The organism is Paenibacillus sp. 2TAB19 (assembly GCF_052115185.1).
GTDB lineage: Bacteria > Bacillota > Bacilli > Paenibacillales > Paenibacillaceae > Pristimantibacillus.
Genome location: NZ_JBFRGE010000003.1, coordinates 37,202 through 59,754, shown reverse-complemented (window position 1 = coordinate 59,754; position 22,553 = coordinate 37,202). Strand labels below are relative to the sequence as shown.

Here is a 22,553-nt window from a genome sequence, read left to right as displayed (position 1 = left end):
CGTTTCCTCCTCCAACCGTGAATGTAGCTGATGAATAATGGATTACATATATGTTATTTTCTCTATTATTTCGTATATGGAATCGATTGACAATCGGCCTATGGAATAGAGCGGTCTACATCTAGGGGCGGAGGCGGAGGGGGATTTTATGCTGATAAAAGGAAGAGCCTATCCTGCTAATAAAAGCGAGGATAGGCTCGTTTCGTTATGTTAAACCGTATTACTTCGATGCCAGTTGCAAGTTGCGGTCAATGAGCTCGATACGCTGCTCCACGCATGCGTACGAGCGGAGCGGATCTTCCGGCGTGTTGATCACATAGTCTAGCAGACGATCAACAGTTGTCGCAGCGACATGGCAGCGCGTATCGGAGGATGCGTAGTAGATGAACACATCGCCGTTCTCTTGCGCGATAACGCCGTTGCAGAACGTTACGTTGGATACGTCGCCTACGCGCTCGATGCCTTCCGGCGCAATTAGATGACCGCCTGGGCGGTGCGTCACTTTGCTAGGATCGTTAAGCTCGGATAGGAACGCGTAAATGACATAACGAAGGCCGGCAGCCGTGTTGCGAACGCCATGAGCGATATGAAGCCAGCCTTTGTCCGTTTTGATCGGAGCGGGTCCTTGGCCGTTCTTCACTTCCTTGATCGTATGGTAGTGGCGCTCGTCGATAATGATCTCGCGATCGATAACGGCATTCTCGATCGTGTCGGACAAGCCCCAGCCGATGCCGCCGCCGGATCCCGTATCGATGAAGCCGTCTTGCGGACGCGTATAGAACGCGTATTTGCCGTCGACAAACTCAGGGTGCAGCACAACGTTGCGCTGTTGGTTGGAAGCCGTCTTCAGATCGTCAAGGCGCTCCCACGTCTTCAAATCTTTCGTTCTTGCGATGCCGCATTGCGCAACGGCGCTGGAGAGGTCGCCTCTTGGCGCTTCCGGGTCTTTGCGCTCGGTGCAGAACAAGCCGTAGATCCAGCCGTCCTCATGCTGAACGAGACGCATGTCGTAGACGTTAACGTCCGGATTGGATGTCTCCGGCAGCAGAATCGGATGATCCCAGAAACGGAAGCCGTCTACGCCGTTATCGCTCTCGGCAATCGCGAAAAACGATTTGCGGTCATTGCCTTCTACGCGGGCGACAAGGAAAAACTTGCCGTTCAAGAAGATTGCTCCTGGGTTGAAGACGCAGTTAACGCCGATACGTTCCATGAAATACGGATTCGTCTCCGGGTTGAAGTCGTATTTCCAGTGAAGCGGTGCATGCTCAGCCGTTAGAACTGGGTGCTCGTAACGTTCGAAAATGCCGTTGCCGAGCTCGATCGGACTGTTTTTGCGACCGACGAGAGATTCATAACGCTCCGTAAGAAGCTGCTTGCGTTGTTCAAAATTTAACATTAGGATGGCCTCCGTTTCATTAATTGCCAATTTTTTAGTCGGGATGTACTGATTAACGGGAAAAACTGGAGCTATTTTCGAACGATATTACTCTATTTAAAGAATAACTGGAAAAACTCCCGCTAATTCGAGCCTACTTGCCGAATTGAAGCTTCTATTAGGAAATTAACGGGAGGAAATCCCGTTAATTCGATTAGATCGAACGATGAGAGGAAATTAACGGTAGTAAATCCTGTTATTTCACCTTCATCACGAAACCAAGGCTACCCGTCTAGTGCTGCAGTCGCTCAAGCATCTCGAAGCAAGCTCTGCCATTGTGGTAAGGGCACTTCCAGGCGCTTACCTTCTGCACATTGCCGCTCGGCTTGCCGTCTTCGGTTACGCTCCAATGCCACTCGCCGAACTGTTTGTCGACGATGTAATTCTCGATGAATTGCCAAGAGCGCTGCGCAGCGTCGCGGTACTTCTCGTCGCCGCTCATCTGATAAGCATTATAGAAGCCGACGACGGCTTCGGCTTGCGGCCACCAGTCCTTGTCTGCGTCGATGAGTCCGTGAGCATCCGCTTCATTCCATAACCCGCCGTCTTTATCGACGCCTTCATTCAGCGTCGCTTCCGCCATGCGCAGCGCGATRGCTTTCGACTCGGCCAGCAGAGCTTCGTTGCCAAGCACCTCGGCTGCTTCAACGAGCAGCCAACTGCCCTCGATGTCATGCCCGTAAGAGACGTGCTCGGACTTGCTGTTCCATTCCTCGTCGAAGAAAAGCAGGAAGTGCGCGCTGTCGGCATCGATAATATGCTGGATCGTGACTTCGATTAGCTCCTTCAGCTTCGCGCTAAGCTCATCCGACTTCCATACGCGGTACAGATTCGTGTACGCCTCCAGCACATGCAGATGCGTATTCATTGATTTTTTTTCGTTCAAATCTTTGTTGCTTAAGGAAAGATCATCGGTTTGCTCCCATTCGCGGGACAACGCTTCGACATAACCTTTATGGATAGTGTCGTAGCCGTGCTTCTCCAGCACAGAGAAGAGCTCGATGGCTTGTGCGAGCGCCGGCTCGTGCCCGGTGGCGCGATAATATTCGGTCAGCGCATAGATAGCGAACGCTTGACCGTAAATCTGCTTCTTAGACTGGGACGGGCTACCTTCCGCATCCACCATCCAGTACAAGCCGCCGTATTCGCGATCGATGAAATGCTCGGTTACGTAGGCATATGCACGCTCGGCTATTCGCAAATATTGCTCGTCTTTGTAAATGCGATAGGCGGAAGCGAATGTCCATAAAATGCGAGTATTGAGCACCGAGCTTTTGTCTGCCGAGGCATCCGCTTCAAGCTCGCGGCTGATGTAGCCGTAGAAGCCGCCTTTCTTTTCGTCAATGGAATGCTTCATCCAGAAGCCGAGAATATTATCTTTCAGCTCCGTCTCAATGGCAGGCAGCCATTGCTGTTTCCAGTCGCTCATTTAGTTGCCGCCCCTTTCGCCGGTTGCTTTGTTTTGACTGTGTAATAGGAACGAACAGTGCTCTCCGCTTGCTTGCCGTACATGCAGTAATCGTCGTTGGCACCGGCTTCGCTTTCTTCATAAAGCTTTGCTGGCCAATCCCATAACATGAAGCCGCCTACCCAGTCACGCTTGTCGCAAGCCGAGAACATCGCTTCGTAGAAGCTGCGCTGCGCTTCTTCGCTCGGTGCCCCTGCAAGTCCCCAATCGTTCGGGATATAAGGCGAGCCCTCGCGGCTCGGACAGCCCGCTTCCATGAAGAAAAATGGCTTATCATGAGCAGCCACAACACGTTCGATGCGATCAAGCTGCTCCTCCCAATTGTCAATCGGATAGTATCCGCTCGAAGAGATGACGTCGACGGCATCCCACCATTTCACATTGGCTTCCTGATATTTATCGCAGTTGTAAGTAATGATGCCGGAGTAAACGCCTCGAACCTCGGCGATAAGCTTACGCCATTCTTGCTCACGGCGATCCGTCTGTACCATCTCGCAGCCGATACAGAGCATCTCGCAGCCCGTCTCCTCGGCGATTCTTGCATAATGAACGATAAATGCGGTATAGGAGGCGAACCATTCCGACCACTTCGGTTCACAGGGCACGTCGACATCGAAGAAGTTAATATGGGCGCGCCAAGTGCCGTTGGCACAGTTCACGACAGGCTTCATTACAACTTGAAGCCCAAGCTCCTTCGCCTTGCGAATGGCAGAGCGCACCTCGTCATCGGTTACAGTCGGCGCTTCCTTATATTTGATTTCAGTTGCTTGAGGATGATCTTGCAATGCCCCGAGCGTGATGGCCGTCCAGTTCACGTTAAGGCGGCTGGCCATAAGCTCCATCGATTTATCGGCTTGCTCGCCAGTCCAAGTTCCGCGAACGCCGGTCCAACCCCAGGTCATTCCTCCGATGTAGGAGGGTAAAGTGGATAAAGTTGACATAGAATCGCCTCGCTTTGCTGTTAGGTAGATTTGTTATCATAATTAATTAGTTTGTTATATAACAAGTAAACATGATAAACAGGCGTTTTGGCAATACCTTAGTCGCGAAACGAGTAAATTTTATTTTTTCTTCAATAAACGATGCGATATGAAAGCTAAAATCGCACTTAAAGCGATTACATTAAATAAATGTTAGTTAGAAATGAAATTTATGAAGATGTCATTTGAAGACTATAAATCGCATTTTAAACCATTTGCGAACGCTTACGAGTGAGGTAAACTCAATTTGCAAGCGTTACCAAACGATGAACAGGGGGAAATACGAAATGAAGAAAATTGCATCGTTAGCTTTAGTGTCTGCTGTTATGCTAACAACGTTGGCTGCATGTGGCGGAAACAATGGGGACAATGAAACGAACAAAGCGACAAACGCACCGGCAAGCGAGAACACGGCAACGAACAAACCGAGCAACRGCGGGGGCGAGGAGGCTGCTCCCAACATTACCGGCGAGGTTRTGTTCCTAACGAACCGTACCGACATGGTTGACAAGGAGTATGTTGATTACGAGAAACGATTCGAAGAGAAATACCCGGGCGTTGACCTGAAGTTCGAAGCGATCCTCGACTACGACAAGACGCTTAAGATCCGTATCGCTTCCGGCGATTTCCCGGACGTCGTATTCACGCCAACCATTCCGAACAACGAGCTGTCGAACTACTTTGCTCCGCTTGACGACATTCAATTTTCCGACGAGATCTATTTCAAAGACTTGAAATCGTTCGAAAACAAAATGTACGGCGTATCCTCCGGCGGTTCTACAGTAGGTATCGTTTATAACAAAAAAGCGTTCGAGAAAGCCGGCATTACGGCAATTCCAAAAACGTATGACGAGTTCCTTGCGGCTGCGCAGAAGCTGAAGGATGCAGGCATCGTGCCGCTCGCTTCCAACTTCAAGGACAAATGGCCGCTTGATGCATGGGTATATGACGTGACTACGATCGTAGGCGAGGACCCGGCTCACCAGAACAAACGCGCTGAAACGGATACGCCTTACACGCTTGACAACGCATACGGCAAATCATGGGGCATCCTGCGCGAACTGTACGAAAAAGGCTTCCTTGAGAAAGACGTTAACTCGACGAACTGGGAGCAATCGAAGAAGGACGTCGCATCGGGCAACTTCGGCATGTATCTGCTTGGCAACTGGGTTATCAACCAAGTTATCGAGAACGGCGCTGCTGCCGAGGACGTAGGCTTCTTCCCATTCCCTGCCGACAACAGCGGCGTAGCGAAAGCACCTCTTAACCCGGACTTCTTCTACGCGGTTAACAAAAACGGCAACGTAGAAGCGGCTAAAGCCTTCGTGAAATGGATGATTGAAGAATCAGGCTTCGACGACTTCGCGGGCTTCATCCCGACGCTCAAAGGCAAAGAACCAAAATTGCCACAGCTTGCGGAATTCAACACGTACTCGCCGAAATACTTCGAGCCGGCGCAACCAGTGGATGCGGCAACGCAAATCCAGAACAAAGCGCAGCTTGACCAAGCGGCTGTCGTTCAAGAGTTCGTATTGTCGAAGGATCCGCAGAAAGTATTCGATAAGGTGAACACGGCTTGGGCGAAAGCGAAGAAGGACTTAGGTCTGTAACTGTAATTGTTATTCATTAGATAACGAGGCGCGGGCGGATGATCGGGTTGTGGGATCATCCGTCCTAGTCTTTCGGGAAGGAAGGGATACCGTATGTTCAGCAGGCTTTCTTTTAATACGCAGAAGAAGCTCATCATCACTCTGTTCGTGTCGGTGCCGCTGCTGCTGCTTCTGACATTTGCTTATTACCCGGCGCTCGAGCTGTTTCGCATCAGCTTCACGAGCTGGGACGGCTTAAGTCCGGACCGGTCATGGATCGGCTTTGACAACTATAAGGAGGTTTTCTCCAATCCGGGCATCTTCGGCGTGTTCAAGCATAACCTTGCTTACTTCGTCGTCGGTATCGTTCAGAACATCCTGGCTATTTATTTCGCGGTTGTACTTAACAGCAAGCTGAAGGGACGCAACTTCTTCCGACTGCTGCTATTCTTGCCTTATATTCTTAACGGCGTTGCCGTCGCCTACTTATTCGGATACGTATTCGATAYGACGAACGGCTCGCTTAATTACTTATTGGGACAGCTGGGCTTCGGAGCTTTGTCCGAAACGAGCTGGCTTGGCAATGGTTCATTCGTTAACTATACGTTGGCTTCTATCGGCCTATGGAGATTCATGGGCTTCAATATGGTTATTTACTTAGCAGCGCTTCAATCGATCCCTAGTGACCTATACGAGGCCGCATCGATCGACGGAGCGAACGGCTGGAAGCAATTTTTGCATATTACGCTGCCAAACATCTATAAGATTATCGAGTTGAACTTGTTCTTAACCGTTACGGGAGCCTTGGAAGTATTCGATCTACCTTTCGTATTGACGAAGGGCGGACCGGCCGGAGCAAGCGAAACCTTCGTTATGAAAATTATCGAGACCGCATTCCAGTTCAACAACTACGGCCTAGCATCGGCAATGAGTGTAGTCTTGTTGTTATTTGTAGTCATCGTGTTATCGATTCAGCGCTTCCTGTTGAATAGAAAGGGGGAATAAAGGATGCAGCGATCTAGCCGAATCTGGGATAGCGTCAAATATTTATCGCTCCTCGCAGCCGCCTTTGCGATATTGTTCCCGCCATATATTATTATCGTCAATGCGTTCAAGACGAAGGAAGAGTTCCAAACGAAGTCTTCCATCTCCTTGCCGGACAGCTTCCTTAACTTCAGCAACTTCGGCGCGGCATTCAAGTCCGCGGACATGACGACGGCCTTCGGCAATACGATTATTATTATCGTGGTTACGCTCGTGCTTAATATTTTGATCGGCTCGGCTTTCTGTTATGCGGTTGGACGATTCAACTTTAAGTTCAAAGGCGCGCTTGTCGGACTGTTCCTGTTCGCGACAATTATTCCGTCCATTACGACGCAGGTTGTCAATTACAAGACGATTCAAGCGCTGGAGCTGACGAACAATCTGATGGGGCCGGTACTGATCTATGTCGGCGCCGATATTTTGCAAATCTATATTTTCTTGCAATTCATTCGCAACATCCCTTATGAGCTCGATGAGAGCGCCATGCTGGAGGGAGCTTCATTGTTCAGGATCTTCCGCTCGATCATCTTCCCGCTGCTTGCCCCGGCGACAGCGACGATCGTGATCTTGAAGACGATCAGCATCTACAATGATATGTTCATTCCGTACTTGTACTTGCCACGGCCCGAGCATGTCGTCGTATCGACCTCGCTTATGCGCTTCTTCGGCGTCAACAGCGGCGACTGGCAGATGATTTCATCGGCAATCCTGATTATTATGATTCCTACGGCAATCCTCTACATGTTCCTTCAAAAATATATTTTCGCAGGTGTGACAAGCGGCGCGGTGAAGTAACCGCCCGCTTGTTTTTCTTGCAAGCGCTGAGGAAGGGAAGATTGAAGTTTTGCGGATTTTGGCTCAAACTACGAGGGAGGAGCTGAAGTGGTATGAACATCATCATCGTAGACGACGAAGAATTTATTAGGCTCGGTTTGCAAAAGATTTTGCTGAAAATGGACCTCGACATACAAGTGATCGGCTCGTTCAGCAACGGGATGGACGCTTGGACGCATATTGCCAAGCTTGCTCCCGGCGAGCTTGACGTCCTGATTACCGATATAAAGATGCCGATGATGGACGGCTTCCGTCTCATCGAACATATACGCGACAAGTCGATCGCTATGATCGTGCTTAGCGGTTTCAGCGAATTCGAATACGCCCGCAAGGCGCTTAGGCAAGGGGTAAGGGACTATCTGCTGAAGCCGATCGATAAAGCGCAGCTGTACGAACTGCTCACTAGGCTGAAGAGCGAGAGGCAAACGGCGAAGGAGCAGGAGCAGCTAGCCGAAGAAGCGTCGTCGCAATCCCTGTCTGCCGACAAGGAGCATCACGTCATTGAACGGATGAAGGCGATACTGGAGCAGCAGTATGACAAAAACTTCGAGATGGAGAGCATTGCGGAGACGGTTGGCATGAGCGGCAACTATTTGAGCAGGCTGTTCAAGCAGGAGACGGGGGAGACGGTGACCGACTTCCTTATTCGGATTCGGATCGAGAAGGCGAAGCAGTTCATGAGCGATCATCCTTCTTTAAAAAACTATGAAATCTCGCAGCTGGTCGGCTATAGCGATCCGGTCTATTTCAACAAGCTGTTCAAGAAGATGGTCGGCGTAACGCCGAAGGATTATAAGGATAAGCACCGCTGAGCGGATAGAAGCAAAAATCAATATTTTTTTGCAAATTCACACATTTACATAACATCCCGTTAGGAGTTAAGATGAGTGGCGTCAGCACGAAATGATGATACCTAAAGATTATGAGCTGCAGAAGGATGGAGACTATCATGTTGGAGAGTGCCGCAGAGCTTAAGGCACGGAGAGGGTTAGGCAGCACGTTCGAGAACGCGGCGCTTGCAGAAGAAACGACCCCGTTTAAGTTTTTGTTATCGTTATACAAAGGGAACTTTGGCAATTTGTTTATTTCGTTTGTTTTTTTGATTGTGAAAAGCGCGCCGATCTATGTGCTGCCGATCGTTACGGCGAATATCATCAATATCGCCACGAATCCTTCGGCACATTCCATGCGCGGCATGTGGATCAATTTTATCGTTGTGGTCATCGTCATTTTGCAAAATATACCGACTCATGCGGCGTACATATCGTTTCTCAGTCGTGCTGTCCGGCATGTAGAGGCGGGACTTCGCAGCGCAATGGTACGCAAGCTGCAGCAGCTGTCTATTAACTCGCATCGCGAGCTTCCGGCGGGCAAGCTGCAGTCGAAGGTGCTTCGCGATGTCGAAGCGGTCGAGGCGATGTCGAAGCAGTTCATGATCGCTCTCGCTCCGGCAGTCGTCAACATCGTTGTCTCGTTCATCATTACGGTGCAGAGCAGTTGGGTCGTATCCCTGTTCTTCGTTCTTACGATTCCGATGTCAATCTCTATCGTAACGGCGTTCCGCAGGAAGATCCGCCGATCGAACAGCGAGTTCCGCAAGGAGATCGAGCAAATGTCGTCGCGTGTATCGGAGATGGTCGAGATGATTCCGGTCACGCGGGCGCATGGCCTCGAGAAAGTGGAGATTGCGCGCATCGATTCGACGCTGCGCAATATTCAAGGCAAAGGCTATCGCCTTGACCTCGTTGAAGCGTATTTCGGCGCATCGAACTGGGTAACGTTCCAAATCTTCCAGGTGCTTTGCTTAATGTTCACTGCTTATCTCGCTTACAAAGGCGAGATCCAGGTCGGTGACGTCGTCATGTATCAAGGCTTCTTCTCGATGATATTGGGCTCGGTAACCGGTCTAATTAATATTTATCCGCAGATCGCCAAGGGTCTCGAGTCGATTCGCTCGATCAAAGAAATATTAGTGTCCACGGACATCGAGAACAATCGCGGCAAGCAGAAAATGGCGGATGTGAGAGGCGCATTTTCCTTTGAGAACGTAGAGCTCTCCTACCCGGGCAGCGAGCATCATGTGCTCGAGGACGTCACGTTGGAGGTGAAGGCGGGCGAATGTATCGCGTTCGTCGGTGCGTCCGGTGCAGGCAAATCGACGGTGCTTAATCTCGTCATTGGTTTCCTGCAGGCGACCGGAGGCAAGGTGCGCGTCGACGGCATCGATATGAACGATATCGACCTGCGCAGCTACCGCAAGCATCTGGCCGTCGTGCCGCAGACGAATATCCTATTCTCTGGTACGATACGCGATAATATAACATATGGATTAAAAGAGATTAACGAGTCGGACATTGCCCGCGTCGTAGAGATGGCGAACTTGTCCGAGTTCATCCAGAAGCTGCCCAAAGGGCTCGATACGATGGTCGGCGAGCACGGCGGCAAGCTGTCTGGCGGCCAACGTCAGCGGATTGCGATAGCGCGCGCGTTAATTCGCGATCCGAAGGTAATCGTGCTCGACGAAGCGACATCGGCTCTCGACAACGAGTCGGAGTTCCATGTGCAGAAGGCGATGCAGGAGCTCATTAAGGATCGGACGACGTTCATTGTTGCGCACCGTCTGTCCACGATTCGCGATGCGGACAGGATCGTCGTCATGAAGAACGGGCGTGTAGCCGAGATCGGCACATTCGACGAGTTGATGGCAGGCAAAGGCGAGTTCTATAGCTTAAGGCAGCTGTCGCTGTAGGGGATATGCGTCGAGAGTTAAGTTATGAAGAGGCTCACTAATTAATGAACCAAAGCTCACTTTATTACGGTGTATTTCGGAATATATGGAATTAGAATGAGGCAAACCTCACTGCGCGTGAACCTGGGTTCATGGCGAGTGAGGTTTGCCTCATTATTTGTTGGTAGGGCGTTTATTACACTTAAATTTGTGAGGTTAGCCTCACTAATGAGTGAGCAGCTTCACTACTCCCACCACTTCAAGTACAGGAACGGATCGATGGCGGCATATACCGGCGTACGCTTGTAAATGCCAAAGTGCAGATGAGGCAGAAACTTTCCTTCTGTTCCTTCGGGACCGTACCCCGTGCTGCCGACATAGCCGATTAGCTGCCCTGCGGTTACGGTAACGCCTTCCTTGATGCCGGTCGCATACTTGGATAGATGCGCATAATAAAACTCAGTCGATTCATCGACGCGCACCGTGACGCGCCAGCCGCCGTATTCGTTCCATGCGGCTTTGACGATCGTGCCGCCAAGCGCGCTATATACGGGAGTGCCTTTGTCCGCGAATATATCGACGCCTTCGTGCGAACGAGCAGCCGCTCCATCAGGCGACCATGTACGTGAGTCCGCATAAGTATTGGTGAACGGCGTATAGCTTCCTTTTGCAAGCGGAAATACGCCTGTTAAGTAGTTGTCTGGCTTCTTAGGTATGCGAATCTCAAGTCCCATCCATATGTTATTTGGATTCGATATTTGCGGATTGGCATTTATGAGCTTAGCAAGCGGGACATTGTAACGCTGCGCTATCTTCCACAGCGTATCGTTCTGCTGAACCTTAACCGAAGCATATTCCGGCGGGTTCGGCACTTGGAGCGTTTGGCCAATCGTTAGCTCATCGGTTGTCAGGCTGTTTAACGCCTTTAATTGCCCCGCGGTAACGCCGTATTTCGACCCGATTAGCCAAAGCGAATCATTCGGCTGTACGGTGTACGAGGCGGCGAAGCCGATTCCCGGGGCTGCTGTTAGTAAAGCGAGAAGCGCGGCGCTGCAGGCTAACCTTTTCATTCTACCTTTCATGCTGTCTCAACCTCTCTTAAGTGGAATGATCTTCTATTCCATATTAATAGAGAAAGCGCTTTATATTTAGCGGTAAATATTGGGCTGCAGCGAAGGTACAGGTTTTATTGCAGGTCTGCAAATGTTCAAATTTTGATATGATTTATGAATATTGTACAAGGAATACTGAAAACCAATTGTTTTATAATGTGAATATAGTTCTACTACTACGAAGTGAGGAGTCGACATAAATGCGCAAAAAATTCATTTATTCCCCTCCGGCGAACGGTTATCCCGAATGGAATAACAATCCGGATATTTTTCAGTTAAATCGAATGGATGCTCATGCTTCGTTAATGCCGTTCGACACGGTAGAGGGAGCGCTGGAAGGGGATCATGCTTCATCCGCGAATCGTTTGTTGCTGAACGGTAAATGGAAGTTCGCTTTCGCAACGAACGCAGAGGCGCGTATCTCCAATTTCTACGAGGCTAATTACGATCATAGCAATTGGAATGAGATTGCTGTGCCAGGTCATTGGCAGCTGCAGGGCTGCGATTACCCGCAATATACGAATGTGACCTACCCATGGCATGGCAACGAGGATGTGAAGGCGCCGTTCGCCCCGACTGCTTATAATCCTGTCGGCTCGTACGTACGCTCTTTCAACATTCCGGACAATTGGCAAGGCAAACCCGTCTTCATTAGCTTCCAAGGCGTTGAGTCAGCGTTCTACGTATGGTTGAACGGTGAACTGGTCGGCTTCAGCCAAGATACGTTCACGCCGTCGGAGTTCGACCTTACGCCTTATTTGATCGAGGGCGACAACAAGCTCGCGGTTGAAGTATACCGCTGGAGCGATGCGAGCTGGCTGGAGGACCAAGACTTCTGGCGGATGAGCGGTATATTCCGCGATGTGTATTTGTATACGACGCCGGATGTACATATCTACGACTTCTTCGTAAGGACACAGCTCGATGAGCAGTATCGCGATGCGGAGCTTGTTATTGATGCGAAGCTGCTCGATTATTATGCACGCGATGCGGCTAACGTGACCGTCGAGGCCGTTCTGTATGACGTTGCTGGCCAGCCTGTTCTGGCAGAGCCGTTAACCGTTAGTATCTCGACCATTGGTGAGCAGCTTAAGGAAATTCAGCTCGGAGCAAGCCTATCCAATCCGCTCAAATGGAGCGCCGAGCAGCCGAACTTATATACGCTTGTGCTAAGCTTGAAAAACAAGAGCGGCGAGCTGCTTGAGGCAGTCAACTGCAAGGTTGGCTTTCGGAGCTTCGAGCTTAAGGACGGCCTTATGCAAATAAACGGCAAACGGATTATGTTCAAGGGCGTTAATCGCCATGAGTTCAACTGCGATACGGGACGCTCCATTACGGAAACGGATATGCGCAAGGATATTGAATTAATGAAGCTTCATAACATTAATGCCGTCCGTACATCGCACTATCCGAACGACTCGCTCTGGTATAAGCTGTGCGACGAATATGGACTGTATGTAATCGACGAGACGAATTTGGAGACGCATGGCTCTTGGTATTACGGGCAGCAGGAGCTGCTCGAGACCGTACCGGGCAGCCGCCCCGAATGGACGGCTGCGGTGCTTGACCGATGCAACACGATGTTCCAGCGCGATAAGAACCATCCGTCTATCGTCATCTGGTCACTGGGCAACGAATCATTCGGAGGCGACAACTTCATTAAAATGCATGATTACTTACGCGAGGTTGATCCTACGCGAATCGTTCATTACGAAGGGGCCTTCCATTACCGGGCGTCTGACGCCGCTTCAGATATCGAGAGCCACATGTATACGTCGCCTCAAGGTGTAGAGCGCTATGCGCAGAGCAATCCGAAGAAGCCGTTCATTCTATGCGAATACAGCCACGCGATGGGCAACTCTTGCGGCGGTCTGCATGTGTATTGGGAAGTGTTCGAACGATATCCTGTGCTTCAAGGGGGCTTCATCTGGGATTGGATCGATCAGTCGATCCGAATTGTAGATGCGGACGGCACGGTAAAGATGCAGTACGGCGGCGACTTCGGCGAATCGCCGCATGACGGCAACTTCTGCGGCAACGGCCTTATTTTCGCGGATCGGACGGTCTCGCCTAAGCTGCAGGAAGTGAAAAAGGTTTATCAAAATGTGAAGTTCGAAGCGGTCGACTTGGCTGCGGGTACGATTAAAGTAACGAACCGTCATCTGTTTAACGCGCTTGATCAGTATGCGTTTGTGTGGAGCGTATCAGTCGATGGACGCAAAGTGGAAGAGGGAACAGCGTCTGCTGCGGTCGCTCCTGAATCGCAAGAGACGATCACGATCGGCTACCAGTTGCCTATTCTCGCTAACGCATCCGAGCAAGCGGTACTGACCGTTCAGTTGCTGCTTAAGGAAGATACGGTTTGGGCAACGGAAGGCCATGAGATCGCGTTCGAGCAGTTCGTGCTGCCGGCGCAAGCAATCGTTCGCGTCGGTCCTGCTGCGGAGAAACCAAACGTCACGTTGAAGGAGACAGCCGAGCTGTTGACGATTACAGGCGAGTCTTTCGCGGCAAGCTTTAACAAGGCGACTGGCAGCTTAGCCGCTTATGCTTGGAGAGGCAAGGAACGTCTGCGGACGGYGCTGACGCCGAACTTCTGGCGCGCTTACACGGATAATGACCGCGGCAATAAGCATCATGAACGCTGTGCGACATGGCGAGAAGCGGGAGCCGAACGCTCATTGATAGCGCTGGAGTGGGAAGCGACGGGCAGCATTGCTATCGTTCGGGCGAAGTTTAGCTTACCGACGACAAGTGAGTCGGATCTAAGCATCGTATATACGGTAAGTGGAGACGGTGCAGTAGACGTGTATGAGGAGCTGACGCCGGGAGACGGCTTGCCTGAAATTCCGGAGGTCGGCATCATGTTCTCGTTGCCGGCAGAGTTCGATCAATTAAGCTGGTACGGCAACGGGCCTGATGAGACGTATTGGGATCGTCAGACGGGCGGCAAGCTCGGCCGTTATTCAGGTACGGTGAAGGATCAGCTTGTTCCCTACATCCGTCCGCAGGAATGCGGCAACAAAACGGATGTGCGCAGCGCCGCTATAACGAATGCGCAGGGGGAAGGCATCGAGTTGACTGGACAGCCGCATTTTGAACTGAATGTCCTTCCTTACACGCCTTCCGAGCTGGAGTCTTATGATCATTTCTATAAGCTGCCTGCAAGCGACAAAACAGTCGTACGCGTCAATTTCAAGCAAATGGGCGTCGGCGGGAATGACAGCTGGGGACAGAAAGCGGAGCAGGAGTATACGTTGTTCGCTAATCGGACGTACTCGCATCGCTTCTCGTTCCGAGGCATTTAACGCAAAAGGCTTGCCGTTATCCATATGGGACGGCAAGCCTTTGTCATTTAATATATACGCCTCCGAATGGAAGCAGTTCGCGCAGCACGCGCTTAATAATTCCTCCGTTGCTCTGCAACTGCTGCATGAGTTCGGCATCGTGGGAACCCGTCTGAATGARCACCGGCCCGCTTCCGATTATTTCCCACTGCACCTGCATATGCTGGCTGGCCAATTGGTTGCCATATACGGACAGCTTAATGGACGCATGCTCAGGATAAGCGATGAGTGCTCCGGCTTCGACATAAAGCGGTCGATCCTTTTGGAGCTGAATCGCCTTCACGTCGCCAGCTGTGATGACGCCAAGCGTTCCGGGGCCTGTGAATCGCATGCGTACGAATTCGCGCGTAATCCATGCGTTTTTCATTTTCTGAATTCTGGGCTTCAGCTGCATGCCGTCCGAGAAGAAAATAATATGACGCAAATCGAATAATAGATCACTGTCCTTCTCAATCTGGACCGACTCCAGCGAGCAGCCTGGCGGCAAGCCAAGCACGAATTCGGACGGTCCGCTTAGAAGCGAGCGTATCCACTTCCGCTTGCGGTACAGACCGGCCAGGTCCATGAACCGGTCCTCACGCAGATGAGGCAGTCCTTGATAAGCGATAATGGCTTTCGGATGCAGCACATGGAGCTTGTCCGCCGATTCGAGCGTTACATGCACATGGCCGTATGGAGCGGGGACGGTCGTTTTCATCCGCTAATTCCGCGTGCCGCTGCGCTTCTCTGCTTACGCCAAACGGCGAAGCGCCAGATGCGAACCGAGGCTAAATAAAGCACGATAAGGGATACAACGACGACAGCCGCCGTGATGAGCTTGCTGACGAGCGATTGACGCTGCTGCTTCATCTGCTCCATTTCGGCTTGAAGGCTGCTGTTCTGCGCGAGCAGCTCCTCATTTTGCTGGCGATATTGCTCGTTCTGTTCGGTCAATTCAGCTTGCTTCTGCGTTAGCTGCTCGGTTACGATCAGAGATTGCTCCAGCTTCTCTGCTTGGCTCTCGAGCAAATCTTGCGCATCGGAGTACTGCTGCTGCAGCTCATCGAGCTTCTCCGGCGTGTTGTATATGTCCTTAATACGGTCGAACATGCMGGCATGGGCGACAGGCTGCGGCAACGATAAGGTTAGTAGAATAGTAAGTGCGATTAGAAGGGAGGACGTGTAATAAAGTCGTTTCATGATAAGATCTCCTTTCGCGAATGATCGACAATAGATTGCTGCTGTTTCCATTTTACAGTCTTTTTCGACAGTAGTCACCTTTCATGTTATAGCAATTCGATTAAAGAGTAGGGAGGGATAACGACATTCGGTAACGAAAGCATTGAAGAGTTATTTTGGAAGGTTCAGGGAGGGGCTAGTATGCTGTTTACTCGTATTGAGGGTGAAAGAGTTACGTTAATACCGCTTGAGGCTGAGCATGCGGAAGCGTTATTCGAATGTTCGCGCTCTCCTGAAATATGGGAGCATCTTCCTGTGAAGATCGAGAATTTAGATGAGATGAGGAGCTTCGTACAGTCGGCAATCGTCGAGAGTGAGCGCGGTGAGCAATTTCCTTATGCGATTTATGACAAGCTGCTCGGCCGCTTCGTTGGCATGACCCGATATTTGAGAATATCGCGCCCGAACCGCAATTTGAATATCGGTTGGACTTGGTACACGCCGGACGTATGGAGAACCTCAGTGAACACGGAGTGTAAATATTTGCTCCTGTCGCAAGCTTTTGAGGTTTGGCGGGCTGTGCGCGTCGAGCTCATTATGACAACGAGTCATTCCCGTTCGCAGCGGGCAATCGAGAGGTTAGGCGCGGTGCGGGAAGGTATTTTGCGCAAAAAATATAATGGGCTCGATTATGTGGTCTACAGCATTATTGATGAGAATTGGTATGGCGACGAGGGCGTTAAGGCGCGGCTCGAAAAAAAGCTGGGGAAACATGGGAGGGCAGAATCGGATGGCGGAGATCGTAATTAGGAGACCGAATTCAGCCGAATATCCGCGTGTCCATGCGTTTCAGTGCGAATACTTGGATCAGGAGAGTCTCGAAGCGTTCGACAGAAAGCTAGCTGAGGTGACGGGGCATTATTTGGCGGCGTTCGACGGCGAAGAAGTGGTTGGCGTATCCTACGGATGGCAGTCGTTCAGGGATGTAAATACGATGGTGCTGCAAGGCATTGCGGTCAGTCTGGATACAAGCAAGAGTTACGCGAGGACGGGAATAGGGTCTAGGCTCATAGCGGCCTTCGAACAGTGCACGCGGAGTAGCGGTTATGCTCGAATTGGCATTGGCTCGGCTGACGATCTGAAGGTGGAGCGGTTTTATTTGAAAAACGGTTATGTGCCTTATGAGCTGGTTGCCAAGGATGCGGATTATGAAGAGATAACACGTGTAGCTGTCGACGATTATGCGAGCGGCAAGGCGTTGCAGCAGCAACTGCGGGATCAATATCGAAGCGCGACCGAGGTTATATTTATATTCCACAAAAGTTTGGTCTAACGACAAAACAGGCTGCTTAAAGCGTCTCATCGGACGCTTCAAGCAGCCTATTCATTGCACTCGGACTAGGATCTTACATACAGACGGCTTGTCTCTTCCCAGATGCCGCCCGGCTCAAGCGATACGAGACCGATCTGATCGGCTGGCAGATTGACGTTCGGTGCATTGACTAAGTTAAGCTGCGGCTCAGGACAGAAGAAGCCCGGTGTCGCGCCATTGTTCCAAATCATCCATTGCTTGTAAGCTGTACCGACGTCGTAGACAAGCGTAACGCCTGCGCGTGAATCGGTAAGTTCCATTGCATTGCGGCCGTTCTGCGGCTCGCTTGTGTAGTGATTGTCCATCGACTCCCAGATCGGGGACAAGCCTGTCGTCTTCATCGCTTCCTCTTCTGCGGATAGAGGTTGGAAGTTGCCCGTTGGCAGCATGCGCTCGTTAAGCTCCCAGCGCTTGCCTGTCGTCAGCGTGAAGCGGCAGTCGTCCACTGTGCTGTTCGGTGCGAAAGGCGCATTAATCGCCGTATGGAATGCAAGCATGCAAGGCATAGCATCTGTTCCTTCGTTATGAACAAGCACATTCTGCTGCAAGCCGAGATCGCTAAGCGAGTAGCGAAGCTTAATCGAGAACTTGTGCGGCAAGTAGGTATAGATAGGGTGGTTCTCATCAATTGAAATGTTAAGAGCAACGTAGCTCTCCGTTTTCGTTACGCCGAAATCCTCGACAGACCATTCAGCCGTATGGAAGAAGCCGTGCAAATGGTTGCCGGTCTTCGCTTCGTTGACCGGAAATTGATACGTTCTGCCGTTCCAAGTGAAGGTGCCGTCCTCGTATCGGTTCGGAGGAAATAAGACCGGAATGCCGTGAATGCCAGGGTTTGCTTTGAAGCTTTCCATTTCGTCTGCCGCAGGCTCGCGCAGGAAGGTATAATTATTCGTTGTATCGCGGAATGCGATCAGGTTAGCGCCAACCTTCGGCAACACTGCCGCTTCATAAGCGCCCCATTTCAGCCAAACGGCCGGCTCTTGGTGAAATAATTGCTCGAATGCTTGTCCTTGAGTAGACATAAGTTCCTCCTAGAATAATAGTGAGAGTTATGTAGCGATACGTCATATTCAACCTAAGAATAGCAGGACACGGCACAACAAACAACCGCCTTATTCCGCTATTCGCGGAAATAAGGCGGTTGTGTAGACATCATGGCGTCTGGCGTAATTGGCTGTCAGCCGAACGCTGTCTGAACAATTCCTGAATGACGTATTGTTTGCGGCGATTGACGGTTAGCTGTTTCGATTCGGAACAGTCCGTTCCGAAATAAATGGTGCCGCCGGAGATCGATTTGATTTTGCCAAGGTTAATGTAGCAGTTGGAGCTGATCTGATAGAAGCTGCTCTTGCCAATTAGCTGAGTGATGAGCTCGGCAGTCATTCTCTTCTTTATATTGTAGTTTCTGCCGTGGAAGCTGACGAGTCCTTGCATTCCGATTCTGAAATAAAGCACATCCGACTCCAAATCAAAATCCTCATAAACATTCCTTTCGCTCAGTGCTAAATTCATCATTCCATCGTCCCCCTTCAGAAATGTGAACACCTGAATTGTTAGCGCTTACATTGTAACACACTTTGGATGGGTTTGGGAAGTATATTCTAAAAGTCATTGTTTGAACGTAAACCTTGTGCTATGTTCAAATTATTGGCAAGCTGCTGAAAGGGAAGTGAACGTAATGAGTAAACGGCAAACAGAGCTTTTTTCAGGAATGGTATATATCGGATCGTATGGGAGTGCCGATGAATCGACGGTGCGAGTCTGCCGCTTCAACGGTGTCGATGGGAGCTTGCAAGTAACGGAGGCATTCGCGAACGCCGAGAATGCGTCTTACTTGGCGCTTCACCCGCAAGGCAACAAGCTTTATGCGGTTAGTGAGACGGAATCAACGAACGGCGCGGTTGGCGGTGCAGTCATTGCCTATGAAGTGGATCCTGTTACAGGAGGGCTGCTGGGACAGACGAGCAGAGCGTTGACCCATGGCGCACATCCTTGTTACATAAGCGTCGATGCAGCGGGACAATCGGCTTTCGTTGCTAACTATACGGGAGGCAATGTCGCTTTGCTTTCGCTTAATGCTGAAGGCGAGTTAACCGGGACTGCGGCCGTCGCGGAGGACAATGGGCAGCTTGGACCGAACGCGGCTAGGCAGGATGCGCCTCATGCTCACTCGATCGTGCCGATTCCAGGCACGGCATACGTAAGCGTGGCGGATCTAGGCATTGATGAGGTCATCGTATATTTAGTTGATCCGAAGAGCGGCTCACTAACGAAGCATAGCAGCTGTTCCATTCATCGCGGCGCAGGGCCTCGCCATCTCGTATTTCATGGGGAGCTTCCTTTTGCTTATGTCATGAACGAGCTGGATTCGACGATTACAACGCTGAAGGTGGATGCAGAGCAAGGTACACTGACAGAAATCAAATTTGCATCGGCACTTCCGCAAGGGTTTGACGCCTATAACGATGCGGCGGATATTCATATCGCGCCTTCCGGTCGGTTATTATACAGTTCGAACCGCGGACATGACAGTATTGCGGTATTTGCCATTGATCAGAGCAATGGCGAATTGACGCTCATTCAACATATCGGAAGCGGCGGGGGAGCTCCGCGCAACTTCGGGTTAACGCCGGATGGCTCGTATTTGCTTGCGGCGAACCAGAAGAGCGGCAACATTGCAGCGTTCAGCGTCGATGAGGCAAGCGGTGAATTGACTGCTCTCGGAACGGTACTGGAAGTGCCAAGCCCCGTTTGCATCCGCTTCGGGAAGTCGCTGTAGCTCGAAGTACGTAACTATGAAAGGCAGGTCCTATCATCATGTCTGGGCAGCAATCGCAAACGGGCGTTAAGTCTGATGCCGTTAGATCGGCCACCGTATATTCCATTTTATTCGCTATAAGTTCGGTACACATGTTAAATGATTCGATGCAAGCGGTCGTCTCGGCTTTATTTCCGATATTCGAGGATTCATTGAATTTGAATTACGGGCAGATCGGCTGGATTGCCTTCACGCTTAATATGACATCATCGGTCATGCAGCCCGTAGTCGGGCTCGTCTCCGACAAGAAGCCGATGCCTTGGATGCTGCCGCTCGGGATGGTATGCAGCATGATCGGGATGGCGGGTCTTGCTTTCGCCCCCAACTTCTGGCTGCTGCTGCTGTCGGTGGTGTTCGTTGGGTTAGGCTCAGCGGTATTTCACCCGGAAGGCTCGCGAGTCGTGCATCTTGGAGCGGGCAGCCGCCGTGCGTTCGCGCAATCGATCTACCAAGTGGGCGGCAACTTCGGCAGTACGCTGGCGCCGCTCATGACGATCTTCATCTTCGTGCCGCTAGGGCAACGCGGCGCCGCGTGGGGCATGCTGCTTGCGGCTGCCGCAATCGCCGTGCTGTTCAAGGTTGTACCTTGGTATTCGGCACAGCTTGCCGCGCATGCGAACCAATTGCCTAAGAAGAAAGGCCAAGCGGCTGCAGGCGGAGCAAGCTTGGCTCCAATCAGTCAGCGAACGGTAGCGTTCGCGCTGACGATATTGTTCATCGTTGTATTCGCTCGTTCCTGGTATGCGGCGGGCATTGGTACGTTTTATCAGTTCTATGCGGAAGAGCAATACGGACTGTCGACCAAAGGTGCGCAAGTGCCGCTGTTCCTATTCATGGCGGCCGGCGTTGTAGGCACGTTTTTCGGAGGAATGATCGCAGACCGGATTGGCCGCAAAAAAATGATGTTGATCTCGTTGCTCGGCGCTGCTCCGATCGCGCTTATTTTGCCGCATTTGCCGCTTGGCTGGGTGTACCCTGTTATTGCGGTGCTAGGACTCGTGCTGCAATCCGGCTTCTCGGTCAGCGTTGTGTATGCGCAGGATCTTATGCCGAACAAAGTCGGAACGGCCTCCGGACTTATTACCGGTCTTGCCTTCGGGATGGGAGCGCTTGGCTCGGTTGTGCTGGGACATTTTGCAGTTGTTTACTCGCTTGAAGACGTTATAGTGGCAAGCAGTGCGCTGCTTATGCTAGGTCTGCTTGCAATTATGTTACCGAAGGATCGTAAATCGATATAAGTTATGGATGGATAATTAAGTGAGTAAGTGTGAGGATCATCTTCGGCTGGATAGTTGGCTGAGGATGATCCTTTTATGTATGAGCGGAATTGAAAAAATCTAGACGTTTGGCGAATGTGTCTTGATTTATCGCAAACATAATTATATAATGTCTATAAAATTACTAGATGAATCTGCGGGGTGTTTGGTGATGGAGCTTAACGAACGATTCTGGTCCGCTACGCTTAACGATATGAAGCAAGGTTATGTATACGATGAGGCTGCCGCTGCTTATATTTGCCTTGTATGTGGAGAAAGCTTCGAAGATGGCGAAGTGTTCGCCGTGCCTCAATCGAATCGTTGGTTTGAGGCGCGCAAGTTCGCTGCGCATCACGTTCAGACGGCGCATGGCACGATGCTGACCTATTTGCTCGGCMTAGACAAGAAGGCGACCGGACTGACTGATCTGCAGAAGGAGCTTGTGCGCGATTTTGCCGAAGGGCTGTCAGATAACGAGATTGTTAAGAAAACGGGCGCAGGCAGCGCCTCGACGATTCGCAACCACCGCTTCGTATTGAAGGAGAAGGCGAAGCAAGCGAAGCTGCTGCTCGCCATTATGGAACTGATGGATAGCAGGGCGGTCGATGCGCCAAAGTTCGTGCCGATTCATCGGACGGCGACCCAAGTCGATGAACGATACGCGATTACCGAAGCGGAGAACGCGAGCTGGATGAAGCAATATTTTCCGAATGGACCAACCGGACCGTTGGCCTCGTTCCCCCGTAAGGAGAAGCGGAAAATCGTTATTTTGCGGCACATTGCCTCATTCTTTAAAAGTGGCGTGAAGTATAAGGAGAAGGAAGTGAACGCGCAGCTTCGCGTATTCTGGGAGGATGATTATGTAGCGCTGCGCCGTTATATGATTGAATATGGATTTCTAGACAGGGAAGACGATTGCAGTGAATATTGGGTGAAGGAATAGGCACAATTAGGAAGGGGAAGAAAAAGCATGGAACGAAATAAAGAAAAGCGCAAGCAGCTGGTTTCTGAGTACCAGGAGCGGGAGCGCAAGATGGGTATATACCAGATCAAAAACGAGACTAACGGAAAGCTTTTCATCGGAGGATCGACGAATTTGGAAGGTCTGTGGAATAAGGAAACGTTTATCCTCGATCTTGGATCGCATATGAACAAGGAGCTCCAGCGCGAGTGGAAGCAGTTCGGTGCGGAGAAGTTCTCTTTCCTCATCCTTGAGACCATCAAATTCGATCATGAGGTTCGTTACGATTATAAAGACGTATTGTTAGCCGAGGGAGCGGATGCAGGCAATGTCGTTCGCAGTTACAAGCGAGAGATCGACCGGTTAAAGGAGAAGTGGATAGGAGAGCTTCAGCCGTATGGAGAACGGGGATATCATAAGAAAATTGACGGTGGATAGCCGGGGA

The 22,553-nt window shown here is 50.9% G+C and carries 20 protein-coding genes; 12 read left to right on the top strand and 8 right to left on the bottom strand.

Going from position 1 to position 22,553, the window contains the following annotated elements:
• Window positions 1–220: 220 nt before the first annotated feature.
• From AB4Z33_RS02080 to AB4Z33_RS02070, 3 genes are all read right to left on the bottom strand, one after another.
• Window positions 221–1,399: a glycoside hydrolase family 130 protein gene (locus tag AB4Z33_RS02080; RefSeq protein ID WP_442048297.1), complete on the bottom strand. Its 1,179-nt coding sequence runs from the start codon at window positions 1,397–1,399 to the stop codon at window positions 221–223.
• Between the two features lie 271 nt (window positions 1,400–1,670).
• Window positions 1,671–2,867, bottom strand: coding sequence for an AGE family epimerase/isomerase (locus tag AB4Z33_RS02075; RefSeq protein ID WP_442048296.1), 1,197 nt, complete (start codon window positions 2,865–2,867; stop codon window positions 1,671–1,673).
• On the bottom strand, window positions 2,864–3,847 hold the full coding sequence (locus tag AB4Z33_RS02070; RefSeq protein WP_442048295.1) for a glycoside hydrolase family 113: 984 nt from the start codon (window positions 3,845–3,847) through the stop codon (window positions 2,864–2,866). Before AB4Z33_RS02070 ends, AB4Z33_RS02075 begins: the two co-directional genes overlap by 4 nt.
• 326 nt (window positions 3,848–4,173) lie before the next feature.
• Between AB4Z33_RS02070 and AB4Z33_RS02065 the strand changes: the two genes are divergently transcribed.
• The 5 genes from AB4Z33_RS02065 to AB4Z33_RS02045 all read left to right on the top strand — a co-directional run bounded on the left by AB4Z33_RS02065 (window position 4,174) and on the right by AB4Z33_RS02045 (window position 10,102).
• Window positions 4,174–5,496: an ABC transporter substrate-binding protein gene (locus AB4Z33_RS02065; protein ID WP_442048294.1), complete on the top strand. Its 1,323-nt coding sequence runs from the start codon at window positions 4,174–4,176 to the stop codon at window positions 5,494–5,496.
• Between the two features lie 93 nt (window positions 5,497–5,589).
• Entirely contained in the window at window positions 5,590–6,480 is an 891-nt protein-coding gene (locus tag AB4Z33_RS02060; protein ID WP_442048293.1) for a carbohydrate ABC transporter permease, read from the top strand.
• Between the two features lie 3 nt (window positions 6,481–6,483).
• Window positions 6,484–7,314: a carbohydrate ABC transporter permease gene (locus tag AB4Z33_RS02055; protein ID WP_442048292.1), complete on the top strand. Its 831-nt coding sequence runs from the start codon at window positions 6,484–6,486 to the stop codon at window positions 7,312–7,314.
• 92 nt (window positions 7,315–7,406) lie between these two features.
• Window positions 7,407–8,165 carry a response regulator gene (locus tag AB4Z33_RS02050; RefSeq protein WP_442048291.1) on the top strand — a complete coding sequence of 253 codons (759 nt, stop codon included), beginning with the start codon at window positions 7,407–7,409 and terminating at the stop codon, window positions 8,163–8,165.
• Window positions 8,166–8,290: 125 nt separating this feature from the next.
• Window positions 8,291–10,102, top strand: a complete 1,812-nt coding sequence (locus tag AB4Z33_RS02045; RefSeq protein ID WP_442048290.1) for an ABC transporter ATP-binding protein — start codon at window positions 8,291–8,293, stop codon at window positions 10,100–10,102.
• A 224-nt stretch (window positions 10,103–10,326) separates the two neighbouring features.
• Here the strand turns inward: AB4Z33_RS02045 and AB4Z33_RS02040 are convergent, their stop codons facing one another.
• Entirely contained in the window at window positions 10,327–11,163 is an 837-nt protein-coding gene (locus AB4Z33_RS02040; protein WP_442048289.1) for a LysM peptidoglycan-binding domain-containing protein, read from the bottom strand.
• A 230-nt stretch (window positions 11,164–11,393) separates the two neighbouring features.
• On the opposite strand from AB4Z33_RS02040, the gene AB4Z33_RS02035 reads away from it, so the two are divergent.
• Window positions 11,394–14,501 carry a glycoside hydrolase family 2 TIM barrel-domain containing protein gene (locus AB4Z33_RS02035; protein WP_442048288.1) on the top strand — a complete coding sequence of 1,036 codons (3,108 nt, stop codon included), beginning with the start codon at window positions 11,394–11,396 and terminating at the stop codon, window positions 14,499–14,501.
• 43 nt (window positions 14,502–14,544) lie between these two features.
• Here the strand turns inward: AB4Z33_RS02035 and AB4Z33_RS02030 are convergent, their stop codons facing one another.
• Window positions 14,545–15,237: an AIM24 family protein gene (locus AB4Z33_RS02030; protein WP_442048287.1), complete on the bottom strand. Its 693-nt coding sequence runs from the start codon at window positions 15,235–15,237 to the stop codon at window positions 14,545–14,547.
• Window positions 15,234–15,719 carry a hypothetical protein gene (locus AB4Z33_RS02025; protein ID WP_442048286.1) on the bottom strand — a complete coding sequence of 162 codons (486 nt, stop codon included), beginning with the start codon at window positions 15,717–15,719 and terminating at the stop codon, window positions 15,234–15,236. Before AB4Z33_RS02025 ends, AB4Z33_RS02030 begins: the two co-directional genes overlap by 4 nt.
• Window positions 15,720–15,899: 180 nt before the next feature.
• Between AB4Z33_RS02025 and AB4Z33_RS02020 the strand changes: the two genes are divergently transcribed.
• Both AB4Z33_RS02020 and AB4Z33_RS02015 read left to right on the top strand, forming a co-directional pair.
• Window positions 15,900–16,508 (top strand): GNAT family N-acetyltransferase, encoded by a 609-nt coding sequence (locus AB4Z33_RS02020; protein ID WP_442048285.1) that lies wholly within the window; start codon window positions 15,900–15,902, stop codon window positions 16,506–16,508.
• Window positions 16,489–17,031 carry a GNAT family N-acetyltransferase gene (locus tag AB4Z33_RS02015; protein ID WP_442048284.1) on the top strand — a complete coding sequence of 181 codons (543 nt, stop codon included), beginning with the start codon at window positions 16,489–16,491 and terminating at the stop codon, window positions 17,029–17,031. The genes AB4Z33_RS02020 and AB4Z33_RS02015 overlap by 20 nt, the downstream gene beginning before the upstream one ends.
• 65 nt (window positions 17,032–17,096) lie before the next feature.
• Here the strand turns inward: AB4Z33_RS02015 and AB4Z33_RS02010 are convergent, their stop codons facing one another.
• Window positions 17,097–18,095: an aldose 1-epimerase gene (locus AB4Z33_RS02010; RefSeq protein ID WP_442048283.1), complete on the bottom strand. Its 999-nt coding sequence runs from the start codon at window positions 18,093–18,095 to the stop codon at window positions 17,097–17,099.
• 130 nt (window positions 18,096–18,225) lie between these two features.
• On the bottom strand, window positions 18,226–18,588 hold the full coding sequence (locus tag AB4Z33_RS02005) for a LytTR family transcriptional regulator DNA-binding domain-containing protein (protein ID WP_442048282.1): 363 nt from the start codon (window positions 18,586–18,588) through the stop codon (window positions 18,226–18,228).
• 163 nt (window positions 18,589–18,751) lie between these two features.
• On the opposite strand from AB4Z33_RS02005, the gene AB4Z33_RS02000 reads away from it, so the two are divergent.
• The 4 genes from AB4Z33_RS02000 (at window position 18,752) to AB4Z33_RS01985 (ending at window position 22,546) form a co-directional block, all read left to right on the top strand.
• Window positions 18,752–19,852: a lactonase family protein gene (locus tag AB4Z33_RS02000; RefSeq protein ID WP_442048281.1), complete on the top strand. Its 1,101-nt coding sequence runs from the start codon at window positions 18,752–18,754 to the stop codon at window positions 19,850–19,852.
• A 38-nt stretch (window positions 19,853–19,890) separates the two neighbouring features.
• Window positions 19,891–21,129 (top strand): MFS transporter, encoded by a 1,239-nt coding sequence (locus tag AB4Z33_RS01995; protein ID WP_442048280.1) that lies wholly within the window; start codon window positions 19,891–19,893, stop codon window positions 21,127–21,129.
• Between the two features lie 190 nt (window positions 21,130–21,319).
• Window positions 21,320–22,090: a DUF2087 domain-containing protein gene (locus AB4Z33_RS01990; protein WP_442048279.1), complete on the top strand. Its 771-nt coding sequence runs from the start codon at window positions 21,320–21,322 to the stop codon at window positions 22,088–22,090.
• A 27-nt stretch (window positions 22,091–22,117) separates the two neighbouring features.
• Window positions 22,118–22,546 carry a GIY-YIG nuclease family protein gene (locus AB4Z33_RS01985; protein ID WP_442048278.1) on the top strand — a complete coding sequence of 143 codons (429 nt, stop codon included), beginning with the start codon at window positions 22,118–22,120 and terminating at the stop codon, window positions 22,544–22,546.
• Window positions 22,547–22,553 lie beyond the last annotated feature (7 nt).